This window comes from Aeromonas bestiarum (genome assembly GCF_028751155.1).
Lineage (GTDB): Bacteria > Pseudomonadota > Gammaproteobacteria > Enterobacterales > Aeromonadaceae > Aeromonas > Aeromonas bestiarum.
Map to the genome: position 1 here is coordinate 763,078 of NZ_CP064746.1, position 26,923 is coordinate 790,000.

Sequence of the window (26,923 nt, forward strand, 5' to 3'; positions counted from 1 at the left end):
GTTGCCTTGCAAAAAATGAAAACAGTGGCGTGAGCCGCCGTCGAACTCATTGCGACTCAGTCGGGAAGGGTTAGAATCTATCTCTCTCTATAAAGAGGTAGCCCATGTCCGCGTATTTGCGCATGCTGGCCAACCTGGCCCTGGGGGGATTCTTCGTGGCCTCGGCGGCTTTCAAGCTGGCATCCCCGGCGTTGTTTATCGAGCAGATCGGTGCCTTCGGCCTGGTCTGGTCGTCGCTGATCCCGGTGGCTGCCTGGGGGCTGATCGCGCTTGAGCTCTGCGCGGGAGTGGCGGTGATCGCCAACCGGCGCTGGGGGCTCTGGCTGGTGATGGCGCTGCTGGCCCTGTTTATTCCGGTGTTGGGCTATGGCGTCGCCATCGGGCTCGACATCGCTTGTGGCTGTCTGGGCCGTGCCGATCTCGGCTCGCTACCACAGGCCATAGTGCGGGATCTGCTGCTACTGACGCTCGCGGGCGCCCTGCTGCGATGCTCCCGCCCCGTTTCAATCGTTAGCAAGGAGTAGTGACATGATGAGATTGCGATCCCGCACCCTGGTTGCCTCGCTGATCGCCGCCAGCTTTGCCCTGAGTGGCTGCGGTGACAATCAGTTCGAGCAGGAGACCAAGCTGGAGCAGGCGGCGGTGCAGCTTGCCCAGGAGGTCCAGCAGGGGGGCTATCAGCTGTTGACCGTGGCCGAGCTGAAGACCCGGATGGACAAGGGGGAGGAGCTGGTGATCATCGACACCATGCCCTATGAGGACGCCTTCAAGAAGGAGCACATCCCGGGGGCCAAGAACTTCGTCTTCGTGAAAGAGGCCAAGTCAGGCGACAACTGGAGCCAGATCGTGGAGGGGAGCGGTACACCTGAACAGTTCCAGGCGCTGCTGGGGGACGACAAGACCCGCCCCGTGGTGATCTACTGCGGTTTCGTCAAGTGTGGCCGCAGCCACAACGCCGCCGCCTGGGCCGTGACCCAGGGCTATCAACAGGTCTATCGGGTGCCGGGCGGCATCTTCGCCTGGAAAGGCGCAGGTTACCCCGTCACCGCCGAGTAAACGCGCCCTGCCAACAGGGGCAACACCGCTGAAAAGAAGAAGCCCGCCATTGCGGGCTTCTCTCATATGGCGTGGTCTACAGGGTTAGCTGGCGGCCTGCGGCTGTTCCCGCGTCTGCACCGTCTCCACTTTGGCCAGCTGTTGTTTGCCCAGCAAGCGCTTGGTAATCATAGCCGCCATGATGGAGCCATTGACGTTGAGGGCGGTACGGCCCATGTCCACCAGCGGCTCTATGGCGATCATCACCCCCACCAGCGCGATGGGGAAGCTGAGGGTGGAGAGCACGATCAGCGCGGCGAAGGTGCCGCCACCGCCGACGCCAGCCACCCCGATGGAGCCGAGCGCAATCACCGGTAGCAGAGTCAGCAGGAACAGGGGATCAAACGGATTGATGCCGAGCATGGGGGCAATCATAGCCACCATCATGGCCGGGTAGATGCCGGCGCAGCCATTCTGACCCAGATTGGCACCGAACGATGCGGCAAAGTTGGCTATGCTGCTGGGCACGCCAAGGCGCTGCTGGGTCTCGATGCTGAGGGGGATGGAGGCGGCGCTGCTGCGGGAGATAAAGGCGAAGGTGAGTACGCCCCACACTTCCCGCAGATAGTGCAGCGGGTTCTGGCCGATCAGCAGCAGGATCACCATGTGTACCGCAAACATCGCCAGAATGGCGACATAGCAGACCAGAATAAAGCCGAGCAGATTGAGGATCTCGCTCAGGGGATAGTGGGCCACCACCCGGGCGATGAGCGCCATCACGCCATAAGGGGTGAGCGCAATCACAACCCGCACCATCTTCATCACCCACAACTGCAGGGTATCTATGGCCACGGCGGCGCGGGCACCGGCCTGCGGGTGCTCCGCCTTCATCTGCAGCAGGGCAACCCCGGCCAGCACGGTGAAGATCACTACCCCGATCACCGAGAGGGCGCGGCTACCCGCCATGTCGGCGGCAAAGTTGGTGGGGACCAGCGAGAGCAGCAGGGCGGGCAGGGTCTGGGCGCTGTCGATGGTGCTCATGCTCTGTTGCAGGGCGGCGCTGTCGCTGCCGTGGCTCAGCAACCCCTCGGCGGTGAGGCCGCTCAGGTGGGTGATGGTCATCCCCACCACACCGGCAATCATCACCAGGGTCAGCATGGCGCCAATCAGCAGGGCGCTGATCTTGCCGAGAGACTGGGCCTGCTCCAGCTTGTTGATGGCGGAGAGAATGGAGGTGAACACCAGCGGCATCATCACCACCTTGAGCAGGCTGACATAGCCGCCACCGACGATATTGACCCACTCCAGGGTCTGCTGGACACCGGCATCATCGGCCCCCCAGCCCAGTTGCAGACCGAGGCCAAACAGCCCTCCCAGCACCAGACCGGCGAGCACCTTGCGCGACAGCGGCACCCCGGCGGGCAGCCGGGTCAGGGCGAAACAGAGCAGACAGAAGAGCAACGAAGCAAACAAGGTAAACATAAATAAACACCTGTAGCGGCCGTCAGGGCCGATTGTGGACAGAGAGAGCAGAGGGTGCGAGCAGGGTCGCAAGGGAAAACGCCGGATCGCGGGCGTGAAAAAGCAGCGGACGCCCGAAGGGGCGTCCGCTGGCAATCAGGGGAATTACTTCTTTACGGGGGCGTCGTACTGCTCGGGTTCGTCGCTATAGACACAGACGTTCCACTTGGCGGCCAGCCCCTCATCGGCCAGGCAGTAACGTTCGAAGAAGGCTTTGATTTCCGCGCGCTGGCAGTGGGCCTCGAAGCTGGCCATATCTTGCCAGATCTCGTTGAAGACGATGGGGAAGCTCTCCCCTTCGGCAAACGGACTGGCGATGTGGCGGGTCACCCGATACTGCAGACAGCCATCTTCGCGCAGGGTATTGGGCTCGAGGGCCTGCAGCACCTGAAACAGGGCCTGTTCCTGACCGGGCTTGGGCAGGAACTGGGCGATGCAATAAACCTTCTTGGACATGAGACTCTCCTGGTTGTGGCTGATTCAGGCTTGCTGAAGCGTGACCACTCGGTTGTCGATGAGGCGGGCCTTGCCGAGATAGGCCGCCATCAGGATCACCAGTTGCTGGCTCTGCTCGGTGGCGGATTCCAGGGTCACGGCATCGACAATGTCGATGGCATCGGTGCGAAAACCGGCGTTGTCGAGGCGCTGGCTGGCCTGCGCCACCAGGGAGGGCAGGTGGTGATCCCCCGCTTCAATCTCTCCGGCGATCCAGTTCATGGTGCGTGCCAGCTCGGGGGCCAGCGCCCGCTCGGCCGCGGTCAGATAGCCGTTGCGCGAGGAGAGCGCCAGCCCGTCCTCGGCCCGCACCGTGGGCACGCCAACGATCTCGATGGGCATGGCCATGTCGGCCACCATCTTGCGAATGAGCGCCAGCTGCTGGTAATCCTTCTGGCCGAAGCAGGCCACGTCAGGCTGCACCAGGTTGAACAGCTTGGTGACGACGGTACTGACGCCACGGAAGTGCCCAGGACGCAGCGCCCCTTCCAGCAGACCGGAGAGACCCGGCACCTCGACGAAGGTCTGGCTGGCCAGCCCCTGCGGATACATGATCTCCGGGGTCGGGGTGAACACCAGATCCACGCCGGCGCTCTCCAGCGCGGCGCAATCCTGCTCCAGGGTGCGCGGATAGTTGACGAGATCCTCCGCCTTGTCGAACTGCATGGGGTTGACGAAGATGCTGACCACCACCTTCTCGGCGTGGCTGTGCGCCTCTTTCACCAGCGTCAGGTGTCCCTGATGCAGGTTGCCCATGGTGGGCACGAATGCGATGGCACGCCCTTCACGGCGCCATTGGCCGATCTGTTCACGCAGAGCGGCAGGATTGTTAACGACCAACATCGGCAGTTCACCTTCGGAAATATCAAACAGAGGAAACGGGTTGCATCGGCGGGAAAGGGATGGCGAAACGGGGGCCTGTGCCCCCGCTCTCATCCATACCGCCGGATCAGTTGAAGCAGTGTTCGGGGCCGGGGAAGGTACCCTCGCTCACCTGCTGCACATAGAGCCGGATGGCGGCATGCATGTCACCGGTTTCGGCCAGGAAGTTCTTGGTGAACTTGGGCACGTAACCCGAGGTGATGCCAAAGGCATCGTGCATCACCAGGATCTGGCCATCGGTGGCGGGACCGGCACCTATGCCGATCACCGGGATGCGCAGCGCCTTGGTGATGCGCTCGGCCAGGGCGACCGGCACGCACTCGAGCACCAGCATCTGGATGCCGGCTTCCTGCAGGCAGAGCGCCTGGCGGTAGATCTCCTGGGCCTGGAACTCGTCGCGCCCCTGCACCTTGAAGCCGCCAAACACATGGACGGATTGCGGGGTGAGGCCGAGGTGGCCACAGACAGGCACGCCATTGCGAGTCAGGTGGCGAATGCTGTCACACAGCCAGTCGCCCCCTTCCATCTTCACCATGCGGGCACCGGCGGCCATCAGGCGAGCGGCGTTCTGGTAGGTCTGATCCGGGGTGGCATAGCTCATGAACGGCATGTCGGTCACCACCAGCGCATTGGTGGTGCCGCGCACCACACAACGGGTGTGATAGACCATCTCATCCATGCTGACCGCCAGCGTGTCCTGGCCCCCTTGCAACACCATGCCCAGCGAATCGCCGATGAGCAGCACGTGGGCGCCCTCGTCGTCGAACAGCTTGGCGAAGCTGGCATCATAGGCGGTGATGGCGGTGATGCGTTGCCCTTCCTGCTTCATCTTCAGCAGGCTGGCGGTGGTGATCTTGCTCATAACGTTGCTCCTACTCGCCGCGTGTGTCCGTGAGGATCACAAGGGCGTCGATGGCTCTGCTCATCAGGGTTCCCCAAGTGCTGCCACGGGGGCAATGATGGCAAGATCATTGTGCGGGCAGCGGGCAACCAGTTGTGCGAGCGGGGTGCCGCAGGGCAGCACCAGAGCGGGCGCAATCTCGGCAAGGGGTAGCAGCACGAACTCCCGCTCCTTCATGCCGTAATGGGGAACGACGAGGCGCTCATGCCTGATGATCCGATCGCCATAGAGCAGCAGATCGAGATCCAGGGCTCTGGGGCCCCAACGTTCATCCTTGCGCACACGTCCCTGTTCCAGCTCGATTTTTTGCAGTTGATCCAGCAAGGCCAGGGGGCCGAGCCGGGTGTTCAGCCGCACCACGGCATTGACGTAGTCCGGCTGATCCGCAGGGCCCATGGGGCGACTGCTGTAAAACGAGGAGGCCTGTTGCAACTCGGACTCCGGCAGCGCCGCCAGTGCGACCACGGCGCGGCGGGCCTGGCCGAGCGGATCAGCCAGATTGGAGCCGATGGCAACGAAGACCTCGGTCATTACTCGGCCGCTTTCGGCTTGCGACGACGGGGGCGACGACGGTTGCGGCTGTTGCTGTTGCCGCTGCGCTTTTCGTCGGTCGCAGGTGCGCGCTCACCGCCCCGGGTCGCTTCCCGTTGCAGTTGCGGGCGCACGTCCGGATTGGATTCCACATAGCGTTCCCACCAGCTGGCGAGCTCGCCGAGGCCGCGCTCGACCCGGTTGCGCAGCAACAGGAAGTCGTAGGCGGCGCGGAATTTCGGGTGCTCCATGGCCCGCTCTGGGTGACGACCCTGACGGCGGGTCAGTCGCTGTTGCAGGGCCCAGATGTCGCGCACATCCGTGGTGAACCGGCGCGGTACGGCGATGATCCGCACCTGGTTGTCCAGCACCTCGTTGATGGCCAGCATGAAGGCGTCGTGCCAAGGCAGGCCGCTCTCGTTTTCCAGCACGCGGGCGCGGGCTTCGACACAGCCCCACAGCAGGGTGGCGTAGAGGAAGGCCGGGGTGACTCGCTTGTCTGCCCGCACCCGGGTGTCGGTATCGAGCAGCGCCAGTTCGATGAACTGCTCGAACGGCGAGGTACCGTGGGGGGTGAACAGGGCGGCCACCTGCGGGAACAGCGGCTGGAACAGCCCGTATTCGCGCATCAGCTTGTAGGTCGCCAGGCCATCGCCAGCCAGGAACAGCTTGAGGGTCTCCTCAAACAGGCGGGCGGCGGGGATGTCCTGAAGCAGGGATGCCAGCTCCTTGATGGGGGCGGCGCTGCGCGGGCTTATGGTCATGTCCAGCTTGGCGGCGAAACGCACGGCGCGCAGCATGCGCACCGGATCCTCGCGATAGCGGGTCTCGGGGTCGCCGATCAGCTCCAGCTTGCGCTGGGCGAGATCCTCGATGCCGCCCTCGAAATCGTGCAGGGTGAAATCCCTGGCACTGTAATAGAGGGCGTTGACGGTGAAATCGCGACGCTCGGCATCCTCTTCTATGGTGCCGTAGACGTTGTCGCGCAGCAGCATGCCTTCATCAGACTGGGCCGACACATGCTTGCTGGTATTGACCTGATGGTGGTGACCCCGGAAGGTGGCCACTTCGATCACGTCACGACCAAAGACGATGTGGGCCAGGCGGAAGCGGCGGCCGATCAGGCGGCAGTTGCTGAACAGCGCCTTGATCTGCTCCGGCGTCGCGTTGGTGGCGATGTCGAAATCCTTTGGCGTCTTCCCGAGCAGCAGATCCCGGACACCCCCGCCGACCAGGTAGGCATCATAGCCACCCTTGTTCAGGCGATAGAGCACCTTGAGCGCATTCTCGCTGATCTCTTTGCGCGAGATGGGGTGCTGGTCACGGCTTAAGGTACGGCGTTGCCCGGTTACGTGGGCCGGGATGGGAGACTCCACCGACTGCTCGCCGTCTTCCTTGCCGAGCACCTTGCGGCAAAAGTTTGCGATCTGGGAAAAAATGGTACACCTCTTCATGACTTCAAATTGACGGGAGGCCAAAAAATAGCGGCCTATCATAGCTCAGGCCTGACCAAATGAAAAACGATGTGGTTCATTCAAAAAGTTCAGGCTTGGCTAACCAAAAAACTGTGTTGTCCATGTCAGCGCGCTCAGGCCTGACCCAATGCAAAGCCCGGCGTTCCCTGTCCCAGGCTGATCTTCTCTCTGGCTGGAACCCGGTCGAGCCGCCAGTGGGCAATGCCCCAGCCGATGATCTCGTCAATGCGGCTCGCCATCAGCTCGGGGGGCGGGCACTGGCCGAGAAAGTGCAGCGCCTGCCACAGGGCCGGCCTGACCTCGTCCAGCGCCAGTGCCGGCGCATGGTTCTGCTTGGACAGCTTGTGGCCATCCGCCAGCACCGCCAGTGGCAGGTGCACCCAGGCGGGTACGCTGGCCCCCAGCGTCTGGTAGAGGGCAACCTGGCGCACCGTGGGCTCCAGCAGATCGGCACCGCGCACTATCTCTGTGATGCCGCTGTCCATGTCGTCCACCACCACCGCCAGGTTATAGGCGTAGAGGCCATCCCGGCGGCGTATGATGAAGTCCTCTTCGGCCAGCGCCGCAGGAACCGCAATGCGGCCCTGCAACCCATCCTCGAAATGGTAGACCGGATGGTGCTGGCGCAGCCGGGCGGCGCATCCCTCGGCCCCGAGACCAAGATCGCGACAGTGGCCGAGGTACAAGCCGCCGCCCGCCATGATCTCGCGCCGGGTACAGCGGCACCAGTAGAGATCGCCAGCCTGATAGAGCTGCCCGATGATCTCGTCATAACGACCATGACGCCGGCTCTGGTACATCACTTCCCCATCCCACTCCAGGCCATGGGCCGCCAATGTCTGCAGTATGAGCGGGGCGGCACCGGCCATCTCCCGCGGCGGATCTATGTCTTCGATCCGTACCAGCCAGCGTCCCTGTTGCGCCCTGGCCTGCAAGAAACTGCCGAGCGCCGCAATCAGGGAGCCAAAATGGAGCGGGCCTGACGGGGAGGGGGCAAAGCGACCTGTATAGGGGCGAGTCTGGGGTGACGGGACTGTATTCACGGGCATGGCAATCAGGGCAAGCGATTCATTGAGGCTGCATTCTGGGACGCCCAGACCAAAAGCTCAATAAAAAAGGGAGCTCGCAAGCTCCCTTTTTTCAGTTATGCCAGTGGTCGGTATCAACCGGCCATCTGTTTTTCCTTGATTTCAGCGAGTGTCTTGCAGTCGACACAGAGGTCGGCTGTCGGACGGGCTTCCAGACGACGGATACCGATCTCGATACCGCAATGCTCGCAGTAACCGAAGTCATCGTCTTCAAGCAGCACCAAGGTCTTCTCGATCTTCTTGATCAGCTTGCGTTCACGGTCGCGGGTACGCAATTCGAGAGCGAACTCTTCTTCTTGCGCGGCGCGATCCACGGGATCCGGAAAGTTGGCTGCCTCATCCTTCATGTGGTCAACGGTGCGGTCAACTTCCTGCATCAGTTGGTTGCGCCAGGCTCCCAGGATCTTGCGAAAATGTGCCTTTTGTTGGTCATTCATGTACTCCTCACCCGGTTTTTCCTGGTAAGGCGCCACACCCGCAATGGCCAGGGGGCCCAGAGATTTCCTGTTTTCGCCTGTTGGCATGCCCTGTCTCCTAATTCAGCACGCTACCCGTGCCATCCATAAATTGAGGGCGACATCTATAGCAGAAGGGTAACGCGTAGGCAAACAAGCCGTACCAATTATGTTACCCATCCCAACATTTATTCGCTGCCCTCGGGTAGCAGGTGACAAGATTCAAACGGGATAAAATCTTGGGCCACCATGCTCTGCACCCCAACATGGGGTCGATAGCATAAAATTTCAACCCCTGCCGCAATTGCTTGCTCAATAAGCAGACTATAGTGCGGATCTATGTGTGCTGCAGGGCGCATTCTCACTATTCCGGAGTGCAAAACCATAAATAGCAGCACGGCTCTGTGCCCTGCCGCCTTCATGGCCATCAATTCACGCAAATGCTTGGCGCCACGGGTGGTGACCGCATCGGGGAAGTAGCCCATGCCGGCTTGCTCCCGCTCATCGAGCAGAGTCACGGATTTCACCTCTATGTAGCATGAGGGCCTGTGGTCATCCTCCAGCAGCAGGTCGATGCGACTGTTCTCTTCGCCGTATTTCACTTCTGTGCGCAGCCTGGCGTAGCCGGCGAGCGGGGCCAGCGCCCCCTGTTCGATCAGCTCGCGGGCTATCTGGTTGGCGCGCGCCGTGTTGACGCAGATGAAGTGCCCCGCCGGGCTCTCGGCGATTTCCCAGCTGTGGGGCAGCTTGCGCTTGGGGTTGTCGGAGGTGGAGTACCAGACCCGGGTGCCCGGCTCGGCGCAGCCGGTCATGGCGCCGGTATTGGCGCAGTGGATGGTGATCTGCTCGCCATTGTCGAGCAGCACGTCGGTCAGGAAGCGCTTGTAGCGGGAGATGAGCTGCCCGGATTGCAGGGGGGGATCGAAAATCATGATGCTGTTCTCTCTTTTATAGGCAGGAAGCGAGGCCGAGCGACTGTCACGACGCCATCTTCTCTCTGGCGCGCAGGGGCCAGCAGGCGAGCGGCTCATAGCGAACCCCGTCCGGGGTGGCAATGGATTGATAGAGGCAGAAGTGATCCGCGTGCAGCAAAAAATCCGGCGCCGGCAAGGTGTCGGGCGCCTCGCTCGCCTTGCGCGACAGGGTGACGTGGGGACGATAGCCCTGCTCGCCGTTGCCAAGCCCCAGCTTCTCGCCGTGGCGGCGCAGCGCCCTGGCCAGCACGTTCAGCTCGTTCGGCCAGTCACCCGGTCCCACCCAGGCCGCCTTGGCACGGCTGAACCAGCCGGTCTCATCCAGCCTGATGGTCAGCGGCGGACAGTGCTGCCGCTCGGCGGCGGCCATCAGGCGGGCAGTGGTGACCTGATCGGCTTCACCGAGAAAGGCCAGCGTCAGGTGGAGGTTGGCTTCGGGGACCGGCTGGCCCGGCCAGGGGCGCTGGTCACGCCAGTCGATCAGCTCGGGGGCGAGCCGGTGCAGGGGCAGGGCAAAGAAGAGTTTGGCCATTTCTGGGGAGTGTGCCTTTTTACGCTCATGACATGGCCCCCATTCTATGGCAGCCGTGGTGGCCATGTCTCGCCGCAGCGTATCTCGGCGACATGGCCGTGAATGCTATGGCAGTCGTGGTGGTCATGTCTCGCCGTAGCGTATCCCGGCGACATGGCCGTGAATGCCAGGGCAGCCGTGGTGGTCATGTCTCGCTGGCGACATCTGCTCACGGTGGTGGCGGATGCTATGGCAGAATGGGCGCCGTTTTTAAGGTCATCACAGAAGGTGCTCGTCGCTTTGTCCCAACTCCCCATAGTGTCCGTGTTGCCGGCGCTGTTTGCCGCCATCGACAGCCATGCCAGCGTGATCCTGCAGGCGCCGCCCGGCGCGGGCAAGTCGACCCTGCTGCCGCTGGAACTGGTCCGCCAGAACCGGCTGCCAGGTCGCATCATCATGCTGGAGCCTCGTCGTCTGGCGGCGCGCAACATAGCCGGCTTTCTGGCTCGTCAGCTGGGGGAGCAAGTGGGCGAGCGCATCGGCCTGCGGGTAAGGGGCGAGAGTCGCACCAGTGCCCGGACCCGACTCGAGATCGTCACCGAGGGGGTGCTGACCCGGATGCTGCAGCAGGATCCCGAGCTGGCGGGCGTGTCGCTCGTCATCTTCGATGAGTTTCACGAGCGCAGCCTGCACGCCGATACCGCCCTGGCTTTTGCCATCGAGAGCCAGCAGGGGCTGCGGGACGATCTCAAGCTGCTCATCATGTCCGCCACCCTGGATGGCATGGCGCTGGAGGCCCTGTTGCCGGACGCCCCGGTGATCCGTTCCGAGGGGCGCGGTTTTCCCATCGACTATCACTATCGCCCCATCAATCGCCAGCAGTGGCTGGAGCCGCAAGTCGGCGCCGTCGTGCTGGAGGCGCTGGCCAGCGGTGCCGGCAGCGCCCTGGTATTCCTGCCGGGGCAGGGGGAGATAGAGCGGCTCGCCCAGTGGCTGGAGGGACGGTTGCCGGATGACGTGCGCCTCGCTCCGCTCTATGGGCGCCTCGACATGGCGGCGCAGCAGGCCGCCATCGAGCCGGCACCTGCGGGCCGCCGTAAGCTGGTGCTCACCACCAATGTGGCGGAGACCTCCCTCACCATAGAGGGCATACACATGGTCATCGACAGCGGGCTGGAGCGGCGCGCCAGCTTTGATCTGAAAAGCGGCGTCACCCGGCTGGAGACCCGCCAGATCGCCAGGGCTTCCGCCACCCAGCGGGCGGGCCGCGCCGGCCGGCTCGGCCCCGGTGTCTGCTACCGGCTCTGGAGCGGCGAGGTGCAGGAGCGTCTCGCCGAGCAGAGCCCGCCGGACATACTGACCCAGGAGCTGACCGGCCTGCTGCTGGACGCCGCCCAGTGGGGCGCCAGGGTGGAGAGCCTGCCACTGCTGGACATGCCCCCCGCCGCCGCCGTGGCCAGCGCCCAGCGGCTGCTGGTCAGCCTGGGCGCCATGACGCCCGAAGGTGAGCAACAACTTACCCCCGCCGGCCGTGCCATGGCGGCCTTCGGTACTCATCCCCGGCTGGCGCGCATGCTGCTGCGGGCCCGCGCGCTGGAGGCCGAGGGTCTGACAGGGATTGTCGCCGATGCCGCTTTCCTGGTGGCGCTGCTGGAAGAAGATCTGCGAGGATCTGAACGCCTCTGTGTGCTGTTTCACCGCCGGCTTGGCGCCCTGCGGCAGGGGGCGGCCCGCTGGTTCGAGCGCCTCGGTGTCAGGTCTGGCGCGTCACAACGTCAGGCACAGGGGCAGTGGCTGGGACTGCTGTGCGCCCTCGCCTGGCCGGACAGGATCGGCAAATTGCGCAGCGGCAGCCGCTATCAACTCAGTGGTGGGGTGAGCTGCGATCTGGTAGAAGGTCACCCATGCCAGGGACAAGGGGCCCTGATCGCCATCGAGATGGGGCAGAACGATCGTGGCAGTCGCATCTTCATCGCCGAGCCGGTGGAGCTGGACGAGCTGGCGCGCCAGCTGCCGGAGCTGGTGAGCGAGCACCAGTGGTTCGACTGGGACGAACGGGAGGAGCGGGTGCGGGCCGAGCGCCAGCAGGTGATCGGCGAGCTGGTGCTGAGCCAGCGGCCGCTGACCGAGCTCTCCGATGAGCAGAAGGGGCGCTGTCTGCTGCAGGGGATCCGCCGCAAGGGGTTGCATGTGCTGCCCTGGGATGAGCAGAGCGAAGGGCTGCTGGCCCGTCTGCGCTGCGCCCGTGACTGGTTGCCGGATGACGGCTGGCCCGCCATGGACGACGAAAGCCTGCTGGCCCGGCTGGAAGAGTGGTTGTTGCCTGCCCTGAGCGGCATGACCCGGCTGGAGCAGCTGAAGCGGCTCAACCTCAACGATATCTTGCGTCAATCCCTGCCCTGGCCGCTGCCCAGACGGCTGGACGAGGCGCTGCCGAGCCACTTCACGGCGCCGACCGGCAGCCGGGTGCGCATTCGCTATCAGCCGGGTCAGGCGCCGGTGATCCCGGTGCGCATTCAGGAGATGTTCGGGCAAGGCACCACCCCCTGCGTGGCCGACGGCCGGGTGGCGCTGGTGGTGGAGCTGCTCTCGCCGGCCCAGCGGCCGCTGCAGATCACCGCCGATCTCGCCGCCTTCTGGGCCGGTTCCTACGAGCTGGTAAAAAAAGAGATGAAGGGGCGTTATCCCCGTCACTACTGGCCGGATAACCCGCTGGAGGCGATGCCGACCAAGGTGACCAAGAAGAAGATGGGCATCTAGCTGTGATTGGCGCAGCCTGAGCGAACCTGTGGATCACGGCCGTTCGACTAGGGCGCTGCGCGGTTAATCAGCCTGCGGCGCTCGCCAAGACCAATGAGATAATGACTACGCCCGCGATGGCGACATAACGAATAGCAAAGAGGATTCATGGCAACGCAACGACGCAAGCGCGCACCCAAGAAGGTGGCGCCCAAACGCACCATCTGGCGCAAGCTGTTCTGGCTTGGCTTCAAGCTCTCCCTGGTGGTGGCCGCCTTCATGGTGGTGTTTGGCATCTACCTGGATACCAAGGTGCGCGAGCGCTTCGATGGCGAGAAGTGGCAACTGCCGGTGATGGTCTACAGCCGTCCGCTGGAGCTCTACCCCAGCCAGCGCCTCTCCCAGACCCAGATGCTGCGTGAGCTCAACATGCTGAGCTACAAGCAGGTGCGCCAGCCTCACACGCCGGGCGAGTATGCGATCAACGGCAACAAGATCGAGCTTATCCGCCGTCCGTTCGCCTTCCACGATGGCGCCGACGGTGCCCGCGGCCTGCGCCTCACCTTCAACGGTGCGCGGCTGGAGGGGATCCAGTCGCTGGAGAACCAGCGCCAGCTCGGCTACGCCCAGATGGACCCTGTGCTGCTCGACCGCCTCAACACCGAGGATCGGGAGGATCGCCTGCTGGTGCGCATCGCCGAGGTGCCCGACAGCCTGCTGGTGACCCTGCTCACCACCGAAGATCGCGACTTCTATCAGCACGGCGGCGTCTCGCCGGTGGCCATATTGCGCGCCATGGCGGCCAACGTGCTGGCCGGTCGCACCGTGCAGGGGGGCAGTACCCTCACTCAGCAGCTGGCCAAGAACTTCTTCCTGACCCGCGAGCGCAGTCTGTGGCGCAAGGCGCAGGAAGCCTACATGGCGGTGCTCATTGACTATCGCTACAGCAAGGACGAGATCCTGGAGGCCTACCTCAACGAGGTCTATCTGGGGCAGAACTTCTCGCAAGGGGTGTACGGTTTCGGGCTCGCCTCCTATTTCTATTTCGGCATTCCGGTCAACGAGCTGGACATAGATCAGGTGGCGTTGCTGGTGGGGCTGGTGAAGGGACCTTCCTATTACGATCCCTGGCGCTTCCCGGAGCGGGCCAAGACCCGGCGCGACCTGGTGCTCAAGCTGCTGATGGATCACGGCAGCCTGCAACCGGCCGAGTACGAACTCGCCAGCAAGCAGCCGCTCGGCATCATCACCCGTGGCCAGATGAGCTATGGTCGCACCCCGGCCTTCATGGGCCTGCTCAAGCGCGAGATCCAGAGCCGTTTCGGCGCCGATCTGCTCAAGCAGTCCGGCCTCAAGATCTTCACCAGCCTGGATCCCATCGCCCAGCACGCCGCCGAACAGGCGGTGGCATCGGGTCTGACGCTCATCGAGAAGCAGCGCGGCAAGAAGAAGCTGGAGGCGGCCATGGTGGTCTCCGACTGGCACAAGGGCGAAGTGGTTGCGCTGGTGGGGGGACGGGATCCCCGCTACGCCGGCTTCAACCGGGCGCTGGATGCCCGTCGCCAGATAGGCTCCCTGGTCAAGCCGGCAGTCTACCTGACCGGCCTCTCCAACGGCCTGACCCTGGCAACCCCGCTGAAAGATCAGCCGATCCGCATCCGTGGCAAGGATGGCCAGATCTGGACGCCGCAGAACTACGATCGCAAGTTCCGCCAGAGCGTGCCGCTGATGGATGCGCTGGCCAGCTCCCTCAACGTGCCGACCGTCAATCTGGGTCTGCAGGTGGGGCTGGACAAGGTGGTGGATACCCTGCACAAGCTGGGGGTCGAGCAGGAGATCCAGCCCTATCCGTCGCTGGTGCTGGGGGCCGTGGCCCTGTCGCCCATGGAGGTGAACCAGATGTACCTGCCCATCGCCAATCAGGGGCTGACCCAGCCGCTGTCGGCGATCCGCGCCGTGGTCAACAGCGATGGCAGCACTCTCTATCAGCATGATCAGACCGCCAAGCGGGTCACCGACGAGCAGGCCAGCTGGCTGACCCTGTTCGCCATGACCAAGACGGTGAGCCAGGGCACGGCCCGTGCGCTGAATGCCAAGTTCCCCGGCGCCACCATGGCGGCCAAGACGGGCACCACCAACGAGCTGCGCGACTCCTGGTTTGCCGGGCTGGACAACAACGAGCTGGTCAGCATCTGGGTGGGCCGTGACGACAACACGTCCGCCGGGCTGACCGGGGCCAGCGGCGCCTTGCAGCTGTTTAGCGGCTACATGAGCCAGCGTGGCGTCAACAGCCTGGCGCTGAAGATGCCGCAAGGGGTGAGCTGGACCAACTTCTCCCGCGCCAGCGGATCCCGCGTGGTCAGCGACTGCCCGGGCAGCCTGCAGGTGCCGGCCAAACTGGCCGGACTGGCCGAGCCCATGAGCTGTGGCAGCCCCTCACCGCGCAGCGCGCTGGATGACTGGTTCGGCGGCTTCTTCAACTGATAGACGAAACGGGCAGCCCTGGCTGCCCGTTTGACTGGAGTGCATATGACTTTCCCGTTGTTTGACGCCATCCATCATGTGGCCATCATCGCCAGCGACTATGACCGCTCGCGCCACTTCTACCACCAGGTGCTGGGGTTGCCCATCCTGGCCGAGACCCTGCGGGCCGAGCGCCAATCCTGGAAGCTGGATCTGGGCCTGCCCGATGGCAGCCAGCTGGAGCTGTTCAGCTTCCCGGCGCCTCCCGCGCGCCCCTCGAGGCCGGAGGCCTGTGGTCTGCGCCACCTGGCCTTCCGGGTCAGCGAGCTCGACCGCGTCATCCGGCATCTGCAGATCCATCAGATCGAGGTGGAGCCTGTGCGGGTGGATGAACTGACCGGCAAGCGCTTCACCTTCTTCGCCGACCCCGATGGTCTGCCGCTGGAGCTGTACGAAACGGCCCGTTAACCCGTTTGGCTTGTCTGTGGCCATCAGCAAAAAAGCCGCCCGGCGAACCGGGCGGCTTTTTTATTGTGTGAGCAAAAGGGAGTTAAGCCGTGGTCAGCAGCGCCACCGCGACGGCCATCACCACCATGCCGACCCAGCCGATGGGCTTGAGGCGCTCGCCAAACAGCAGCAGACCCCCGAGCGCGGTACCGAGAATGCCGATGGCACCCCAGGTGGCATAGGCGACCGCCAGATCGATCTTGCCGGTGCTCACGGCTTCCGAGAGCAGGGTAAAGGCGCACAGCACCAGCAGGATGCCGAGGAAGCCCCAGCCCTTGTAGCGGAAACCCACCGAGCGGTTGATCGCCATGTTGGCGCCTATATCCAGCAGGGCCGCGCCGAGCACGATAATCAACGGGTGCATGTGGCCTCCTTTATCTTGCTCAGGCTGGCCGTGCCACGTGGGCGGGCAACCGGCTCATCGTGGGTTTCACCCATTGTCACCATAACAATACCCACTATTGCCAGCACCAGACCTATCAGCTCCTGGGTACCTATGTCGTAACCCAGAAACAGGATGGAGACCAGGGTGATCAGGCCGATCCCCAAGCCTTCCCACAGTGCAAACGCAATACCAATGGAGATTGTTTTGGCGGCTTTGGCCAGCAGCAGATATGAGAAAGAGATGAGGATCCACATCGGCAGATAGTTGAGCCATCCGGCCTCGTTCTCCGGGATCAGGGCCATGCTGGAGGTGCCTGCCACCTCGGTCAGGATGGCGCCCGTCAAAAACATGCGAGCTAAGAGCATGCGACTGAATAACATAAAATTTCCTTCTGTGGCTGCGACGAGGGAGATGATAGCCGCAGTGAGACTGGGTGCAGCAATCGCTGAGCGTCGACTATTCAGACGCTGAAGGTTTGCCTTGCCGAGGAGGGGCGAGGTAATGTGAATATAGGATCCTCCGTCATCGGCCCCGGTCATGAAGCTTTATCAGATACAACTCTTTGTCGAGTCCGCCAGCAGCGGCTCCATCGCCAATACGGCGCGCCGTCTTGGCAAGAGCCGCAGTGCGGTCAGCACGGCGATCGCGGCACTGGAAGTTGAGCTTGGCGTCGAACTTTTTGAACGAGGGGCCAACCAGAGTCGATTGACCGAGATCGGCGAGCTGGTGCTGGATGACTGCAAGCGGCTGCTGCAGGCAGCCAACAGCCTCAAGCTCAAGTGCGAGCACTATGCCTCCGGTGCCGAGGTGGCGCTGCGGGTGGCGCGGGATGATGCCATCCCCGAGCTGGTCTGGCGCGACCTGCTGGGCGCGCTGCGCCGCCAGTTTCCAGGCACCAGTATCTCGCTGGTGCTGGCCTCGCCCCCCGAGCTGCCCGCCCTGGTGGAGGAGGGGTTTGTCGATGCCGCCTTCGGCCTCATCACAGAGGAGCAGGAGCGCAGCGGTCTCAACATAGATGTGCTCAATCCGATCCGCACCCTGATGGTGGTGGCGCCGAGCCACCCGCTGGCCAGCCTGAAGCGAGTGTTGCAGCAGGATTTGACCGGCCATACCCAGGTCACCCTCTCCTACGTGGATGAATTTTCGGTCAAGAGCCTGCTCCCCATCGGCGGCCAGCACATAGGCCTCTCCAGCTTCGAGTTGATGCGGGATGCTGTGCTGGACGGGCTGGGCTGGGCCGTGCTCCCTTCCCCCTTGATCCAGAGTCAGCTGCGGCAGGGGGAACTGCTGACCCTGAAACACAAATTCAGCCTGCAATGGCGCGATTATGGCGTCTATCTGTCGGAAAACGCCTATCATGGCAAGGTGCTGGCGTGGTTGAAGAAGGCGATCCAGGCCTATCTGGAGCCTTTCGAATAAGCAGGCAAACCGGGCGTCCCAGGGCCGTTGACGAGGGGCTGAACGCAGCGGCTTCTTGTGATCCATCGCTGCCTGATGGTACATACTGTCAATACACTCATGCAGCGCCTGGAGGCGTGAACGATATGAGCAGTGCCCAAGACAAGGATGAGATCTGGCTGGATGACGACATCATCGAGCTGGACGATGATGAGGTCGTGGTGACCAAGGCGATCAACCCCTGGCAGGTACTGATCGTGGACGATGAACCGGATATTCATCATGCAACCCGGCTGGCACTTTCCAACATTCAATACAAATCCCGTCCCCTCGAACTCCTCAATGCCTACAGTGGTGCCGAAGCGGCCCGTATGCTGCTGGCCAACCCGCGCATCGCCCTGATCCTGCTGGATGTGGTGATGGAGACGGAAGATGCAGGGCTGCGGCTGGTACACCAGATCCGCAACGAGATGCACAACAGCCTGGTGCGGATCGTGCTGCGCACCGGCCAGCCCGGTCAGGCTCCGGAGCAGCGGGTGATCCTCGATTACGACATCAACGACTACAAGACCAAGACGGAACTGACGGTGCAGAAGCTCTACACCACAGTGATCGCCTCGTTGCGCTCCTACGAGACCCTCTGCGCCATCGACAAGAGCCGGCAGGGGCTAGGCAAGATACTTGAGGGGGCGGGGGATCTCTATCACCTTCATTCGCTTCGGGAATTTGCCTCCGGCGTGCTCAAACAGATCAGCGCCATCCTGGATGTGGGCACGGAGGGGGCCATCTGCGTCGAACGTCGGCCGGGCACCCAGGAGCTGGAGATCCTGGCCGCCACTGGTGACTATGAATCCCTGCTCGACGAGGTGCCATTGAGCGCCTTTCCTGCGCTGCACGACTCTGTGATGAGTGCGCTCGCCAACCGCCGCAACCGCTTCGAACACCCACAGGATGCGCTCTATATCGCCGCCCAGAACGGCCGTGAATTTGTGCTTAATTTTACGCCGACCCAGCCGCTCGATCCCCTCGAATGCGATCTGCTGGATGTGTTCTGTCAGCGGATTTCGGCTGCATACGACAACCTTTATCTCTACAACCAGCTGTTGCGCGCCCAGGAGGCGACCGTGGTGGCGTTGGCCGCACTGGCGGAGTTTCGCGACTCGGATACCGGCGAGCACGTGCTGCGGGTGCAAAAGCTGTCCGATGCCATAGTGGCCGAGATGCAGCAGGCGGGGGCCTACCCGGATGAGTTGACCCCCGGTTTTGTCGACATGATCGGCATGGCCAGCATACTGCACGACGTCGGCAAGGTCGGTACCCCTGACCACATACTGCACAAGCCGGGGCGGTTCGAGCCAGATGAGAGGCTCATCATGGAGCAGCATGCGGGCATAGGCGCCAACATCCTCTACAAGGCGGGCGAGATGGTCGAAGGCACCAGCTATCTGTCGCTGGGGGCCGAGATCGCCCGTGGGCATCACGAGCATTTCGATGGCAAGGGCTACCCGGAGCAGCTGGCGGGGGAGGCGATCCCGCTGTCGGCCCGCATAGTGGCTGTGGTCGATGTGTTCGATGCCCTGCTCAGCAGGCGTCCCTACAAGGAGCCCTGGTCGCTGGCGCAGACCATGGAATACATACAGTCCCGCTCGGGCAGCCAGTTCGATCCCCAGGTGGTACAGGCGCTCGATCGGCTGGTGGCACAGTCACGGCTGCCTTATGAGGTATGAACGCGTCAGTCTGAGCGTAAAGAAGGGGCCATCAGGCCCCTTTTACTTTTGTCTCTGTCGCGATGTTTATGCGTTACAGCTAGCGCAGGGCATGGCGTGTTCTCGGTTGTCGCTTTCGAAATGGCAGCAGAAGCAGGCTCAGCAGCAGATCCCCCAGCAAGGCGGCGATGAAGCCTATCGACATGCCACAGATGATGGCCGATTGCTTGAGCGGCACCAGGTAGCTGTAGTTTTGCAGTGTGTCTTGCCAGAGCTGGGCATCGGCGCGCAGCAGCAGGTGCGTCAGCTGCTGATACCAAGGGCGATCCTTGAAGGCACTCTCCTGCAACAGCGTCTGCTGCTGGCTCACCAGATGCTGCAGGCTGGTGGCATCCTGTGCAAACACGGGGTCGGGATTGGTGCGATAGTGGTTGACCAGCGCGGTCAGATCGCCGTTGAAGTGTTGATCCGCCGTGCCCTGAAACGGCACCAGGCTGAGGTTGGCCTGTTGCAGACGCGCATCCAGCCGCTGGTAGTAGAGGTCGATAAGACCCGGTATCTGAACGCCCGCCAGTAAACCCAGGGCAAACAGCATAATGCGAAGGTAGCTGCGCATATTCCTCATCATCTCGCTAAATAAGAGCCCTCATACTAGCCGCAAGCCGGGTTCAGGCCAAGATGGCACACCACCCCCCCTCTGGCTGGTCGTGACAGGACCGAGCTGAGGTCATCCCGGCGGCTTGTCTTGTTTACCCCTGCTTACATTTATGTGATTCACGTCACGATTTTTATGTTCTAAAATATTGCGCTTTTTTGGGGAGAGGAGCGTCTGCATGAACAAGTTTGTGCCGTGTTATCTGGTGGGGGGCCTGATCGCCGTCAGCTGGAGTGTCCTGCCTGCCCATGGTCCCTGGGATCAGTGGGATCTCGCCGTCTTCCATCTGGTCAACGGCTGGCTGGGCCAGTCTCGGCTGTGGGCCGATGCGGTGGCCGTGACCAACAATCGCCTGTTCGATCTGGCGGTGCTGGCCTGTATGGGGCTGATCCTCGCGACTGGCTTCTTCCGCTCCCGTGAGTTCGGTCGCCGCCGCCTGGTGGCCATGGGGATCGTCATGTTGCTGGGAGCCTTGGCTATCAACCAGTTCGGCCATCTGCTGCCGGTCAGCCGGCCCAGCCCGACTCTGACGGTGCCAGATGCGCTGCGTGTCACCCAGCTCAGCGCGATCCCGACCAAGGACTCCTCCAGCGACAGCTTTCCCGGCGACCACGCCCTGTTCCTGATGATCTTCGCCGGCTTCACCCTGCGTTATCTGCCGCGCCGGGCCAAAGTGACGGCCCTCTTGATGGTGCCGCTGTTTTCGGCGCCCCGCATTCTCTCTGGCGCCCACTGGCTGACGGACGTCTATGTGGGGGCCTTGTCACTGACCCTGCTCTGCCTGCCACTCTTGCTGCTGACGGGATTGTCGGATGCGCTGATCCGCTGGCTCGCGCCCCGTTTGCCTTGGCTGCACGAGACGGATTGCGGACAACGGGCCGGTCAGCAATAAAAAAAGAAGGTCGGTGCATGCCGGCCTTCTTTTTGGCTACTTCCCATCGGTGACTGTGGTCGTCGCGAAATGACCATGACTACCACCGATGGCCCCAGGCCTGCTGGCCCTCATAGACAAGTATTAGCAGAGCCGTTCGAGCGCGCCTGCCAGGACTTTCTCCAGATAATCGTTTGCATGGGGTGAATGGTTGATCCCGACCAAGATTTTTTATTTTGACTGCCTTAGAATCGCCGCCCGTTGCTGGAGAACTCTGTATGTTAATTAATCTTTTGCGCCTGATATTCATCATCTGTGCCCTGGCTTTCATCTTCATGCTGGTTCAGGCCTGGTGGCAAAAACGGCGACAGGGATCGCTGGAACCCACCCCGTTCTGGCCCGTGGCTGCCATCGGGTTTGTTGCCAATTTTCTCGATACCCTGGGCGTCGGCAGCTTCGCGGTGAAGACGGCCTGTTACAAGCAGTTCAAGCTGATCGATGATCGCCTGTTGCCCGGCACCCTCAACGGTCAGTGCGTGTTGCCGACCGTGACCCAGTCCCTCATCTTCATCGGTGTGGTCAAGGTGGATCCGCTCACCCTCATCAGCATGATGGTGGCGGCGGCTGTGGGGGCGGCCTGGGGGGCACGCCATGTGGCGTCGTTTGATCGACAGACCATACGGCTGGTGATGGCTGTCTCCCTGTTGGTGGTGGCCGGGCTCATCTTCGCGGGTCTGCTGGGGCTGTTCCCCCTCGGTGGCGATGCCATGGGGCTGACCGGCTACAAGCTGGGCATTGCCCTGCTCGGCAACTTCATCTTCGGGGTCTTGATGAACGTCGGCATAGGCCTGTTTGCCCCCTGCATGACGCTGGTCTATCTGCTCGGCATGAATCCGCTGGCGGCCTTCCCCATCATGATGGGCTCCACCGCCGTGCTCAGCGTCTTCTCGGCGGGCACCTTCATCCGCAAGGGAGCCTTCGATGCCAAGGCGGTGCTGGCGGTGGCCATCTTCGGTCCCATTGGCGTGGTGCTGGCCGCCATGCTGGTCAAATCCATGGACATGGAGATGCTGAAGTGGCTGGTGGCCTTCATCGTCATCTATACCTCCTGGACCATGTACGCCTCCTGGCGGGCTGCGCGGCGCCAGTCCCAACCCCGGCTGGCGGGCGTCGCTGGCTAGCCTGCACGGCGCCGTTTTCGGCGCTGTGCTTGCCGCACCTTGCTGGTTCAGGCGGTGGTGATGCTGACGTGGCCGCTGGCCTTCATCGTCATCTATACCGCCTGGACCAGATGCGTCTCCTGGCGGGCGTTGCGGCGTCAGCCTCAACCCCGGCTGGTGGGCGTCGCAGGCTAGCCTGCACCAGTGCCGCCTCCGCCTTGGCTCCCAGAAACACATACAGCCCCAGTGCCAGCAGCAGTCCCACGGCACACCCCATCACCCCGACCGCAGGCCAGAGCAGCTCGCTCTGGCCGAGGGATCCCTTGAACAGCAGCAAGAGTCCCTCGATGGAGACAGCGATCAGGATGGCGGCGATGAAGCGGGTGATGGTGCGGCGAACTGCGCTGTGGCGGAAGATGTCCTTATGCAGCAGCACCTCCTCCTCCAGAATCGTCTTGCCCAGATCGAACACCGCCAGCGCCAGGGTCAGGAATATGATGGCGCTGAAGGCACCGAGCCGGTTCTGCTGCGTCCCGCACAGCAGCAGGTAGAGCTGCTCCAGCCCATGCCAGATCAGGGTGGCGACGATTAGGAACAGTGCCATGCTGAGCACCACGTACACCGCCTTGAACCAGGGCATGGCCCGGCGGCGTTCTCTGTCCCCCATCAGCCAGGCGATCAGCTGATTGAGGCAGAGCGTCAGCTCCCGGCCATGACCCTGCACCACCAGGCGCAGCTGTGCTTGCGGCGCTGGCACTGGGGGCAGGATCCTCGCAGGCTCATGGCTCTGGCCTATGGTCAGTATGAAGGGATAACCCCTGAGCGAGTCGAGGGGGGCGGTGAGCAGCCCCAGCAACAAGGGGGTCAGTTCGGGTTCGTATTCCTGATAGCGCCGCAGCACATCGATGGGGCTCATCTCTGCCATACACACCTCGGTCAAGTGGGCTCCTGCTGATGGTGTGCAAATAGTGGGCCCGCTTTATGACAGGGATGGCAGGGGTTGTTGCACCAGAGAGTGGCAAACGGGAGGAGGCCACAGGGGGATTGCACCAGAACCGTGACAGGGCCTGGGGTAGGCCTGGCATGGGGCAATGAAAAAGGGCCCGTGAAGGGCCCTCTCACCAAACCGGGTCGGGATTAACCCGCCAGCTTGGCAAAGCTGCGCTCGGCGGCGGCCAGGGTGTGTTCAATCTCCTTGTCACCGTGCGCCAGCGACAGGAAGCCTGCCTCGTAGGCGCTTGGCGCCAGATAGACACCTTCTTCCAGCATCAGATGGTAGAAGCGCTTGAAACGTTCCATGTCGCAGCGGGTCACCTGCTCGTAGCGGGTGATCTCGGTCTCGTCGGTGAAGAAGAAGCCGAACATGCCGCCCACGTAGTTGATGGCAAGCGGGATGCCGTGCTTGGCGGCGGCGGCTTTGAGCCCCTCGGCCACCCGGGCTGTCTTGGCGTTCAGCTGGTCATACAGACCCGGTTCCAGCAGCAGATCCAGCATGGCGAGGCCGGCGGCCATGGCCACGGGGTTGCCGGAGAGGGTGCCTGCCTGATAAACCGGCCCGGTCGGGGCTATGTACTGCATCACCTTCTTCTTGCCGCCGAAGGCACCGACCGGCATGCCGGCCCCTATGATCTTGCCGAGGGTGGTGAGGTCAGGGTCGATATTGTAGTAACCCTGGGCGCCGCGCAGGGAGACGCGGAAGCCTGTCATCACCTCGTCCAGGATCAGCAGGGCGCCGGCCTCGTCACAGATGGCGCGCAGCCCTTCCAGGAAGCCGGGCACCGGCGGGATGCAGTTCATGTTGCCGGCCACCGGCTCGACTATGATGCAGGCGATCTCGCTGCCGTACTGGCTGAAGACTTCCCGCACCGAATCCAGATCGTTGAACACGCAGGTCAGGGTGTGCTTGGCGAAATCGGCCGGCACGCCCGGGCTGTTGGGCTGACCCAGCGTCAGGGCGCCTGAGCCTGCCTTGACCAGCAGGGAGTCGGCGTGGCCGTGGTAGCAGCCTTCGAATTTGACGATCTTGTCGCGACCTGTGTAGCCACGGGCCAGGCGGATGGCGCTCATGGTCGCCTCCGTGCCGGAGTTGACCATCCGCACCTGCTCCATGGAGGGCACTATCTGGCGCACCTTCTCGGCCATCAGCACTTCGATCTCGGTCGGCGCGCCGTAGCTCAGCCCCTTCTCCACCGCCTTGATGACGGCGGCCTTGATGGCCGGGTGGTTGTGCCCCAGCAGCATGGGGCCCCAGGAGCCGATGTAATCCACATAGGCCTGACCATCCACGTCATAGAGGTAGGCACCATCGGCGTGATCGATAAAGCGGGGTGTACCGCCGACCCCATTGAAGGCGCGGACCGGTGAGTTGACGCCACCCGGAATGGTCTGGCGGGCCTGTTCAAACAGCTGATCTGATTTTGACATGGATCATCCTTAATGGGATTTTGGTCGTCACACAGGCGCAGGCGGCCGATTGCGGCTCGGCAGTGAGGGGGCGGTGGAGTATGCTTTGCGCTCTCGTCATCCGGGCCCCAAGCCTGCCCCGTGCTAAATGAAACGGGCCGACTATAGCAGAAAGGCCCTGTGCTGGGCAGCCGGGCGGCATGCCGGATGATCCCCGCGTCTGTCTGCAGACGAATGTGGTTTTTCCAAATGGTGCAATACGTTGGTGCAACAAGAACTCTCCTCCTCCGACCCGCTCTCCTCTTCCCCTGGCTCCGTCTTGCGACGCCCTGCCTTGCTGCGGCTTGTTCAGCAAGACAAGATGCCGCTGCTGGTACTCTTGCTGGCAGCCCTGGTCGGCACTCTGGCCGGTCTGGTGTGCGGCCTGTTCGAATCTGGCGTGCACTGGCTGGCCGGGCTGCGGCTCGCCTTGCTGGCCGATCGCCCCTGGTGGCAGCTCGGTCTGCTCGGCTTTGGCTTCAGCGCCCTGCTGGGCTTTGTCGGCTACTTCCTCACCCACAGCTTTGCCCCTGAAGCGGGCGGTTCCGGCATTCCCGAGATCGAGGGTGCCATGGATGATCTGCGTCCGGTGCGCTGGTGGCGGGTGTTGCCGGTCAAGTTTTTTGGCGGCATCTGCACCCTGAGCTCAGGCATGGTGCTGGGACGGGAGGGGCCCTCGGTGCAGATCGGGGGCAACTTGGGCAAGATGGTGGCGGATATCTTCAGGCTGCCGAAGGAGCACGGCCATGCCCTGCTGGCTGCCGGGGCTGCGGGTGGGTTGGCCGCCGCCTTCAATGCGCCCCTGGCGGGGATCCTGTTCGTGATGGAGGAGATGCGCCCCCAGTTTCGCTACTCCTTTCTGGCCATCAAGGCGGTGGGGATCTCTGCCATCATGGCAAGCCTGATGCTGCAGAACATGAAGGGTCAGGCGCCCGTGATCAGCCTGCCGCACTATGATGCTCCGGCGCTGAAGGCGCTCTGGTTGTTCCTCTTCATGGGGGCCACCTTCGGGGTGCTGGGCTTCGTCTTCAACAAGCTGGTGCTGGCCTGTCAGGATGCTTATCTGGCGCTGCACCGGAACAAACGCCACCGGTTTGTCGCCATCGGCATGCTGGTGGCGGGCACCTTCGGCGTGCTGTCACTGTTTGCCCCCTCGGTAACCGGCGGGGGGACAGAGCTCATTCCCCATCTGATGGGCGGTGAGTATGCGATGGCGACCCTGTTTCTCATCTTCTCCATCCGGCTGGTGGCTACTCTGGTCTGTTTTTGCTCCGGTGCGCCCGGTGGCGTGTTTGCTCCCACCCTGGCCCTTGGCACCCTGTTTGGCGTCGTATTTGGTCATCTGTTTTATGCCGCATTTCCCGAGCTTGGCATAGAGCCGGGCGCCTTTGCCATCGCCGGCATGGGGGCGCTGTTTGCCGCCACGGTACGGGCCCCCATCACGGGCATCGTGCTGGTCACCGAGATGACCGACAACTACCAGCTGATCCTGCCCATGATGATCACCACGGTCGGGGCAACCCTGGTGGCTCAATGGCTGGGTGGGCGTCCCATCTATTCGCAGATCCTGGAGCGAACTTTACGGCTTGCGGCGCGTCAAAAGCGGGGAGACAGCGGTGCCATTGCCAGTTAACTCCTTGTATGTCAGCGCGAATCCGGTCTAGTCGCGTATAGTGAAGGGAGCATGGCCGCTGTATGGCGCAGTAACAAAAGAGGCCTTATGTCCCAGATAGTGAAGTTGTTGGCTGTGCTGCTGATGGGCGCGCTGATCGGGTATTTCGTCGGTAATCGACAGGAACTGGCCCAGAGCAGCCTGTTGACGGTGCAGCAGGAGACCCTGGAGCGGCAGGGCAAGGCGATTGGCCAGCTCAAGAGTGACCTCGGCATCAAGGAGACGCTGCTGGCCACCCAGAGAGCCGCGTTCGAACAACTGCAGCAGACGCTCAAGGATCAGGAAGCCCAGGTGCAGGAACAGAAGCGGCAGCTGGCCTTCTTCGAGCGCATCATGCGACCGACGGGTGAGCAGGTGGGGGTGGTGATCGATAACCTCACCCTGCAGGAGACCAGTATTCCCGGTCGCTATCACTATCGGCTGGCCTTGACCCAGCCAGCCAAGAAGCGCGAACTGTTTCGCGGTCAGGTGCAGATAAAGGTAGAAGGGAGCCTGGGTGACAAGCCCAGCACCCTCGGCAGTCGTGAGCTCGGCATGAAAGTGGGCGAGGGGCGTTACGCCTTGCGCTACTTTCAGCTGCTGGAAGGCAACTGGCAATTGCCGGAAGGCTTTGTACCGGACCGGGTGCGTGTCACTATTGGCAAAGAGGGTCGGCAACCAGCCCAGGAGTTGCTGGCGGAATGGGGGGAGGTGATCAAACCATTGGTGGTTGCTCCGCCTGCGCCGGCACCTGCGGTGCAGTAAGAAGCTTGGTGAATACTTGAACTAAATGGTCGGGTATTGGATAATTTCGCGGTTTCCATGTTTGTGGATTTAACGGTTGTGAGGTCAGTAATGAGTGCAGTAGCAGAAGCCCCGTTGCCAATCCAGATGACGGATGCGGCAGCCAACAAGGTGAAGAACCTGATCACCGAAGAAGAAAATCCCGAGCTCAAGCTGCGGGTCTACATCACGGGCGGTGGCTGCTCCGGTTTCCAGTACGGTTTCACCTTCGATGAGAAGATCAATGAAGGGGACACAGTGGTTGAGAAGAGTGGGGTCACCATGGTGATCGATC

The 26,923-nt window shown here is 62.7% G+C and carries 27 protein-coding genes (1 of these 27 cut by a window edge); 12 read left to right on the forward strand and 15 right to left on the reverse strand.

Annotated features, from left to right (window positions below):
- Positions 1-104 precede the first annotated feature (104 nt).
- Together IU367_RS03755 and IU367_RS03760 are read left to right on the forward strand one after the other, a co-directional pair.
- A complete protein-coding gene (locus tag IU367_RS03755; RefSeq protein ID WP_274453481.1) occupies positions 105-524 on the forward strand; it encodes a MauE/DoxX family redox-associated membrane protein in 420 nt (139 codons plus the stop codon).
- 4 nt (positions 525-528) lie between these two features.
- Positions 529-1,056: a rhodanese-like domain-containing protein gene (locus IU367_RS03760; RefSeq protein WP_103472479.1), complete on the forward strand. Its 528-nt coding sequence runs from the start codon at positions 529-531 to the stop codon at positions 1,054-1,056.
- A gap of 84 nt (positions 1,057-1,140) precedes the next feature.
- Here IU367_RS03760 and IU367_RS03765 read toward each other — a convergent pair whose 3' ends face one another.
- The 10 genes from IU367_RS03765 to thpR form a co-directional block, all read right to left on the reverse strand.
- Complete coding sequence (locus IU367_RS03765; RefSeq protein ID WP_274453482.1) at positions 1,141-2,517, reverse strand: cation:dicarboxylate symporter family transporter; 1,377 nt, start codon at positions 2,515-2,517, stop codon at positions 1,141-1,143.
- A gap of 144 nt (positions 2,518-2,661) precedes the next feature.
- Complete coding sequence (locus IU367_RS03770; RefSeq protein WP_098982468.1) at positions 2,662-3,012, reverse strand: putative quinol monooxygenase; 351 nt, start codon at positions 3,010-3,012, stop codon at positions 2,662-2,664.
- Positions 3,013-3,036: 24 nt separating this feature from the next.
- Positions 3,037-3,894, reverse strand: a complete 858-nt coding sequence (gene panC / locus IU367_RS03775; protein ID WP_241280812.1) for a pantoate--beta-alanine ligase — start codon at positions 3,892-3,894, stop codon at positions 3,037-3,039.
- 106 nt (positions 3,895-4,000) lie between these two features.
- A complete protein-coding gene (panB, locus tag IU367_RS03780) occupies positions 4,001-4,795 on the reverse strand; it encodes a 3-methyl-2-oxobutanoate hydroxymethyltransferase (protein ID WP_043138776.1) in 795 nt (264 codons plus the stop codon).
- A 63-nt stretch (positions 4,796-4,858) separates the two neighbouring features.
- A complete protein-coding gene (folK, locus tag IU367_RS03785) occupies positions 4,859-5,365 on the reverse strand; it encodes a 2-amino-4-hydroxy-6-hydroxymethyldihydropteridine diphosphokinase (protein ID WP_274453484.1) in 507 nt (168 codons plus the stop codon).
- A complete protein-coding gene (gene pcnB, locus IU367_RS03790) occupies positions 5,365-6,819 on the reverse strand; it encodes a polynucleotide adenylyltransferase PcnB (RefSeq protein WP_052159080.1) in 1,455 nt (484 codons plus the stop codon). Before pcnB ends, folK begins: the two co-directional genes overlap by 1 nt.
- A 134-nt stretch (positions 6,820-6,953) precedes the next feature.
- On the reverse strand, positions 6,954-7,889 hold the full coding sequence (gene gluQRS / locus IU367_RS03795; protein ID WP_274453485.1) for a tRNA glutamyl-Q(34) synthetase GluQRS: 936 nt from the start codon (positions 7,887-7,889) through the stop codon (positions 6,954-6,956).
- Between the two features lie 113 nt (positions 7,890-8,002).
- On the reverse strand, positions 8,003-8,452 hold the full coding sequence (gene dksA, locus IU367_RS03800) for an RNA polymerase-binding protein DksA (protein ID WP_033137830.1): 450 nt from the start codon (positions 8,450-8,452) through the stop codon (positions 8,003-8,005).
- A 119-nt stretch (positions 8,453-8,571) separates the two neighbouring features.
- Complete coding sequence (sfsA, locus tag IU367_RS03805) at positions 8,572-9,315, reverse strand: DNA/RNA nuclease SfsA (protein WP_043141694.1); 744 nt, start codon at positions 9,313-9,315, stop codon at positions 8,572-8,574.
- Between the two features lie 46 nt (positions 9,316-9,361).
- On the reverse strand, positions 9,362-9,889 hold the full coding sequence (thpR, locus tag IU367_RS03810; RefSeq protein WP_043557693.1) for an RNA 2',3'-cyclic phosphodiesterase: 528 nt from the start codon (positions 9,887-9,889) through the stop codon (positions 9,362-9,364).
- Between the two features lie 279 nt (positions 9,890-10,168).
- On the opposite strand from thpR, the gene hrpB reads away from it, so the two are divergent.
- From hrpB to gloA2, 3 genes are all read left to right on the forward strand, one after another.
- On the forward strand, positions 10,169-12,628 hold the full coding sequence (gene hrpB / locus IU367_RS03815) for an ATP-dependent helicase HrpB (protein ID WP_274453486.1): 2,460 nt from the start codon (positions 10,169-10,171) through the stop codon (positions 12,626-12,628).
- 147 nt (positions 12,629-12,775) lie between these two features.
- Positions 12,776-15,091, forward strand: a complete 2,316-nt coding sequence (mrcB, locus tag IU367_RS03820; RefSeq protein WP_274453487.1) for a penicillin-binding protein 1B — start codon at positions 12,776-12,778, stop codon at positions 15,089-15,091.
- Positions 15,092-15,136: 45 nt separating this feature from the next.
- Positions 15,137-15,538, forward strand: a complete 402-nt coding sequence (gene gloA2 / locus IU367_RS03825) for an SMU1112c/YaeR family gloxylase I-like metalloprotein (protein WP_274453488.1) — start codon at positions 15,137-15,139, stop codon at positions 15,536-15,538.
- Between the two features lie 82 nt (positions 15,539-15,620).
- Here the strand turns inward: gloA2 and IU367_RS03830 are convergent, their stop codons facing one another.
- Both IU367_RS03830 and IU367_RS03835 read right to left on the reverse strand, forming a co-directional pair.
- Positions 15,621-15,941, reverse strand: coding sequence for an SMR family transporter (locus IU367_RS03830; protein ID WP_042869414.1), 321 nt, complete (start codon positions 15,939-15,941; stop codon positions 15,621-15,623).
- Positions 15,929-16,342 carry an SMR family transporter gene (locus IU367_RS03835; RefSeq protein ID WP_080741178.1) on the reverse strand — a complete coding sequence of 138 codons (414 nt, stop codon included), beginning with the start codon at positions 16,340-16,342 and terminating at the stop codon, positions 15,929-15,931. Before IU367_RS03835 ends, IU367_RS03830 begins: the two co-directional genes overlap by 13 nt.
- Before the next feature lie 157 nt (positions 16,343-16,499).
- Between IU367_RS03835 and IU367_RS03840 the strand changes: the two genes are divergently transcribed.
- A complete protein-coding gene (locus tag IU367_RS03840; RefSeq protein WP_043141706.1) occupies positions 16,500-17,381 on the forward strand; it encodes a LysR family transcriptional regulator in 882 nt (293 codons plus the stop codon).
- Positions 17,382-17,506: 125 nt separating this feature from the next.
- Positions 17,507-19,087: a DUF3369 domain-containing protein gene (locus tag IU367_RS03845; protein ID WP_241280821.1), complete on the forward strand. Its 1,581-nt coding sequence runs from the start codon at positions 17,507-17,509 to the stop codon at positions 19,085-19,087.
- A gap of 79 nt (positions 19,088-19,166) precedes the next feature.
- Here the strand turns inward: IU367_RS03845 and IU367_RS03850 are convergent, their stop codons facing one another.
- On the reverse strand, positions 19,167-19,694 hold the full coding sequence (locus IU367_RS03850) for a DUF2937 family protein (protein ID WP_274453491.1): 528 nt from the start codon (positions 19,692-19,694) through the stop codon (positions 19,167-19,169).
- A 205-nt stretch (positions 19,695-19,899) separates the two neighbouring features.
- On the opposite strand from IU367_RS03850, the gene IU367_RS03855 reads away from it, so the two are divergent.
- Both IU367_RS03855 and IU367_RS03860 read left to right on the forward strand, forming a co-directional pair.
- Positions 19,900-20,613 (forward strand): phosphatase PAP2 family protein, encoded by a 714-nt coding sequence (locus IU367_RS03855; protein ID WP_274453492.1) that lies wholly within the window; start codon positions 19,900-19,902, stop codon positions 20,611-20,613.
- Between the two features lie 257 nt (positions 20,614-20,870).
- Positions 20,871-21,773, forward strand: coding sequence for a sulfite exporter TauE/SafE family protein (locus IU367_RS03860; RefSeq protein ID WP_043141717.1), 903 nt, complete (start codon positions 20,871-20,873; stop codon positions 21,771-21,773).
- Positions 21,774-21,861: 88 nt separating this feature from the next.
- Here the strand turns inward: IU367_RS03860 and IU367_RS03865 are convergent, their stop codons facing one another.
- Positions 21,862-22,677 carry a hypothetical protein gene (locus tag IU367_RS03865; protein ID WP_274453494.1) on the reverse strand — a complete coding sequence of 272 codons (816 nt, stop codon included), beginning with the start codon at positions 22,675-22,677 and terminating at the stop codon, positions 21,862-21,864.
- A gap of 212 nt (positions 22,678-22,889) precedes the next feature.
- Positions 22,890-24,176 (reverse strand): glutamate-1-semialdehyde 2,1-aminomutase, encoded by a 1,287-nt coding sequence (gene hemL, locus IU367_RS03870; RefSeq protein WP_274453495.1) that lies wholly within the window; start codon positions 24,174-24,176, stop codon positions 22,890-22,892.
- Positions 24,177-24,417: 241 nt separating this feature from the next.
- Between hemL and clcA the strand changes: the two genes are divergently transcribed.
- The 3 genes from clcA to erpA form a co-directional block, all read left to right on the forward strand.
- Positions 24,418-25,827: a H(+)/Cl(-) exchange transporter ClcA gene (gene clcA, locus IU367_RS03875; RefSeq protein ID WP_274453496.1), complete on the forward strand. Its 1,410-nt coding sequence runs from the start codon at positions 24,418-24,420 to the stop codon at positions 25,825-25,827.
- Positions 25,828-25,914: 87 nt separating this feature from the next.
- Entirely contained in the window at positions 25,915-26,610 is a 696-nt protein-coding gene (locus IU367_RS03880) for a DUF6776 family protein (protein WP_103472466.1), read from the forward strand.
- Between the two features lie 90 nt (positions 26,611-26,700).
- Positions 26,701-26,923: the 5' portion of an iron-sulfur cluster insertion protein ErpA gene (erpA, locus tag IU367_RS03885; protein ID WP_043141728.1), read on the forward strand. 128 nt of this gene lie beyond the right edge of the window; the window shows 223 of its 351 coding nt (coding positions 1-223); the start codon lies at positions 26,701-26,703; the stop codon falls past the right edge of the window.

What these genes read in the sequence shown, in the direction of transcription:
- IU367_RS03755 (WP_274453481.1), top strand. Translation starts at nt 105, where the DNA reads ATGTCCGCGTATTTGCGCATGCTGGCCAACCTGGCCCTGGGGGGATTC.
- IU367_RS03760 (WP_103472479.1), top strand. Translation starts at nt 529, where the DNA reads ATGATGAGATTGCGATCCCGCACCCTGGTTGCCTCGCTGATCGCCGCC.
- IU367_RS03765 (WP_274453482.1), bottom strand. Translation starts at nt 2,517, where the DNA reads ATGTTTACCTTGTTTGCTTCGTTGCTCTTCTGTCTGCTCTGTTTCGCC.
- IU367_RS03770 (WP_098982468.1), bottom strand. Translation starts at nt 3,012, where the DNA reads ATGTCCAAGAAGGTTTATTGCATCGCCCAGTTCCTGCCCAAGCCCGGT.
- panC (WP_241280812.1), bottom strand. Translation starts at nt 3,894, where the DNA reads ATGTTGGTCGTTAACAATCCTGCCGCTCTGCGTGAACAGATCGGCCAA.
- panB (WP_043138776.1), bottom strand. Translation starts at nt 4,795, where the DNA reads ATGAGCAAGATCACCACCGCCAGCCTGCTGAAGATGAAGCAGGAAGGG.
- folK (WP_274453484.1), bottom strand. Translation starts at nt 5,365, where the DNA reads ATGACCGAGGTCTTCGTTGCCATCGGCTCCAATCTGGCTGATCCGCTC.
- pcnB (WP_052159080.1), bottom strand. Translation starts at nt 6,819, where the DNA reads ATGAAGAGGTGTACCATTTTTTCCCAGATCGCAAACTTTTGCCGCAAG.
- gluQRS (WP_274453485.1), bottom strand. Translation starts at nt 7,889, where the DNA reads ATGCCCGTGAATACAGTCCCGTCACCCCAGACTCGCCCCTATACAGGT.
- dksA (WP_033137830.1), bottom strand. Translation starts at nt 8,452, where the DNA reads ATGCCAACAGGCGAAAACAGGAAATCTCTGGGCCCCCTGGCCATTGCG.
- sfsA (WP_043141694.1), bottom strand. Translation starts at nt 9,315, where the DNA reads ATGATTTTCGATCCCCCCCTGCAATCCGGGCAGCTCATCTCCCGCTAC.
- thpR (WP_043557693.1), bottom strand. Translation starts at nt 9,889, where the DNA reads ATGGCCAAACTCTTCTTTGCCCTGCCCCTGCACCGGCTCGCCCCCGAG.
- mrcB (WP_274453487.1), top strand. Translation starts at nt 12,776, where the DNA reads ATGGCAACGCAACGACGCAAGCGCGCACCCAAGAAGGTGGCGCCCAAA.
- gloA2 (WP_274453488.1), top strand. Translation starts at nt 15,137, where the DNA reads ATGACTTTCCCGTTGTTTGACGCCATCCATCATGTGGCCATCATCGCC.
- IU367_RS03830 (WP_042869414.1), bottom strand. Translation starts at nt 15,941, where the DNA reads ATGCACCCGTTGATTATCGTGCTCGGCGCGGCCCTGCTGGATATAGGC.
- IU367_RS03835 (WP_080741178.1), bottom strand. Translation starts at nt 16,342, where the DNA reads ATGTTATTCAGTCGCATGCTCTTAGCTCGCATGTTTTTGACGGGCGCC.
- IU367_RS03840 (WP_043141706.1), top strand. Translation starts at nt 16,500, where the DNA reads ATGAAGCTTTATCAGATACAACTCTTTGTCGAGTCCGCCAGCAGCGGC.
- IU367_RS03845 (WP_241280821.1), top strand. Translation starts at nt 17,507, where the DNA reads ATGAGCAGTGCCCAAGACAAGGATGAGATCTGGCTGGATGACGACATC.
- IU367_RS03850 (WP_274453491.1), bottom strand. Translation starts at nt 19,694, where the DNA reads ATGATGAGGAATATGCGCAGCTACCTTCGCATTATGCTGTTTGCCCTG.
- IU367_RS03855 (WP_274453492.1), top strand. Translation starts at nt 19,900, where the DNA reads ATGAACAAGTTTGTGCCGTGTTATCTGGTGGGGGGCCTGATCGCCGTC.
- IU367_RS03860 (WP_043141717.1), top strand. Translation starts at nt 20,871, where the DNA reads ATGTTAATTAATCTTTTGCGCCTGATATTCATCATCTGTGCCCTGGCT.
- IU367_RS03865 (WP_274453494.1), bottom strand. Translation starts at nt 22,677, where the DNA reads ATGGCAGAGATGAGCCCCATCGATGTGCTGCGGCGCTATCAGGAATAC.
- hemL (WP_274453495.1), bottom strand. Translation starts at nt 24,176, where the DNA reads ATGTCAAAATCAGATCAGCTGTTTGAACAGGCCCGCCAGACCATTCCG.
- IU367_RS03880 (WP_103472466.1), top strand. Translation starts at nt 25,915, where the DNA reads ATGTCCCAGATAGTGAAGTTGTTGGCTGTGCTGCTGATGGGCGCGCTG.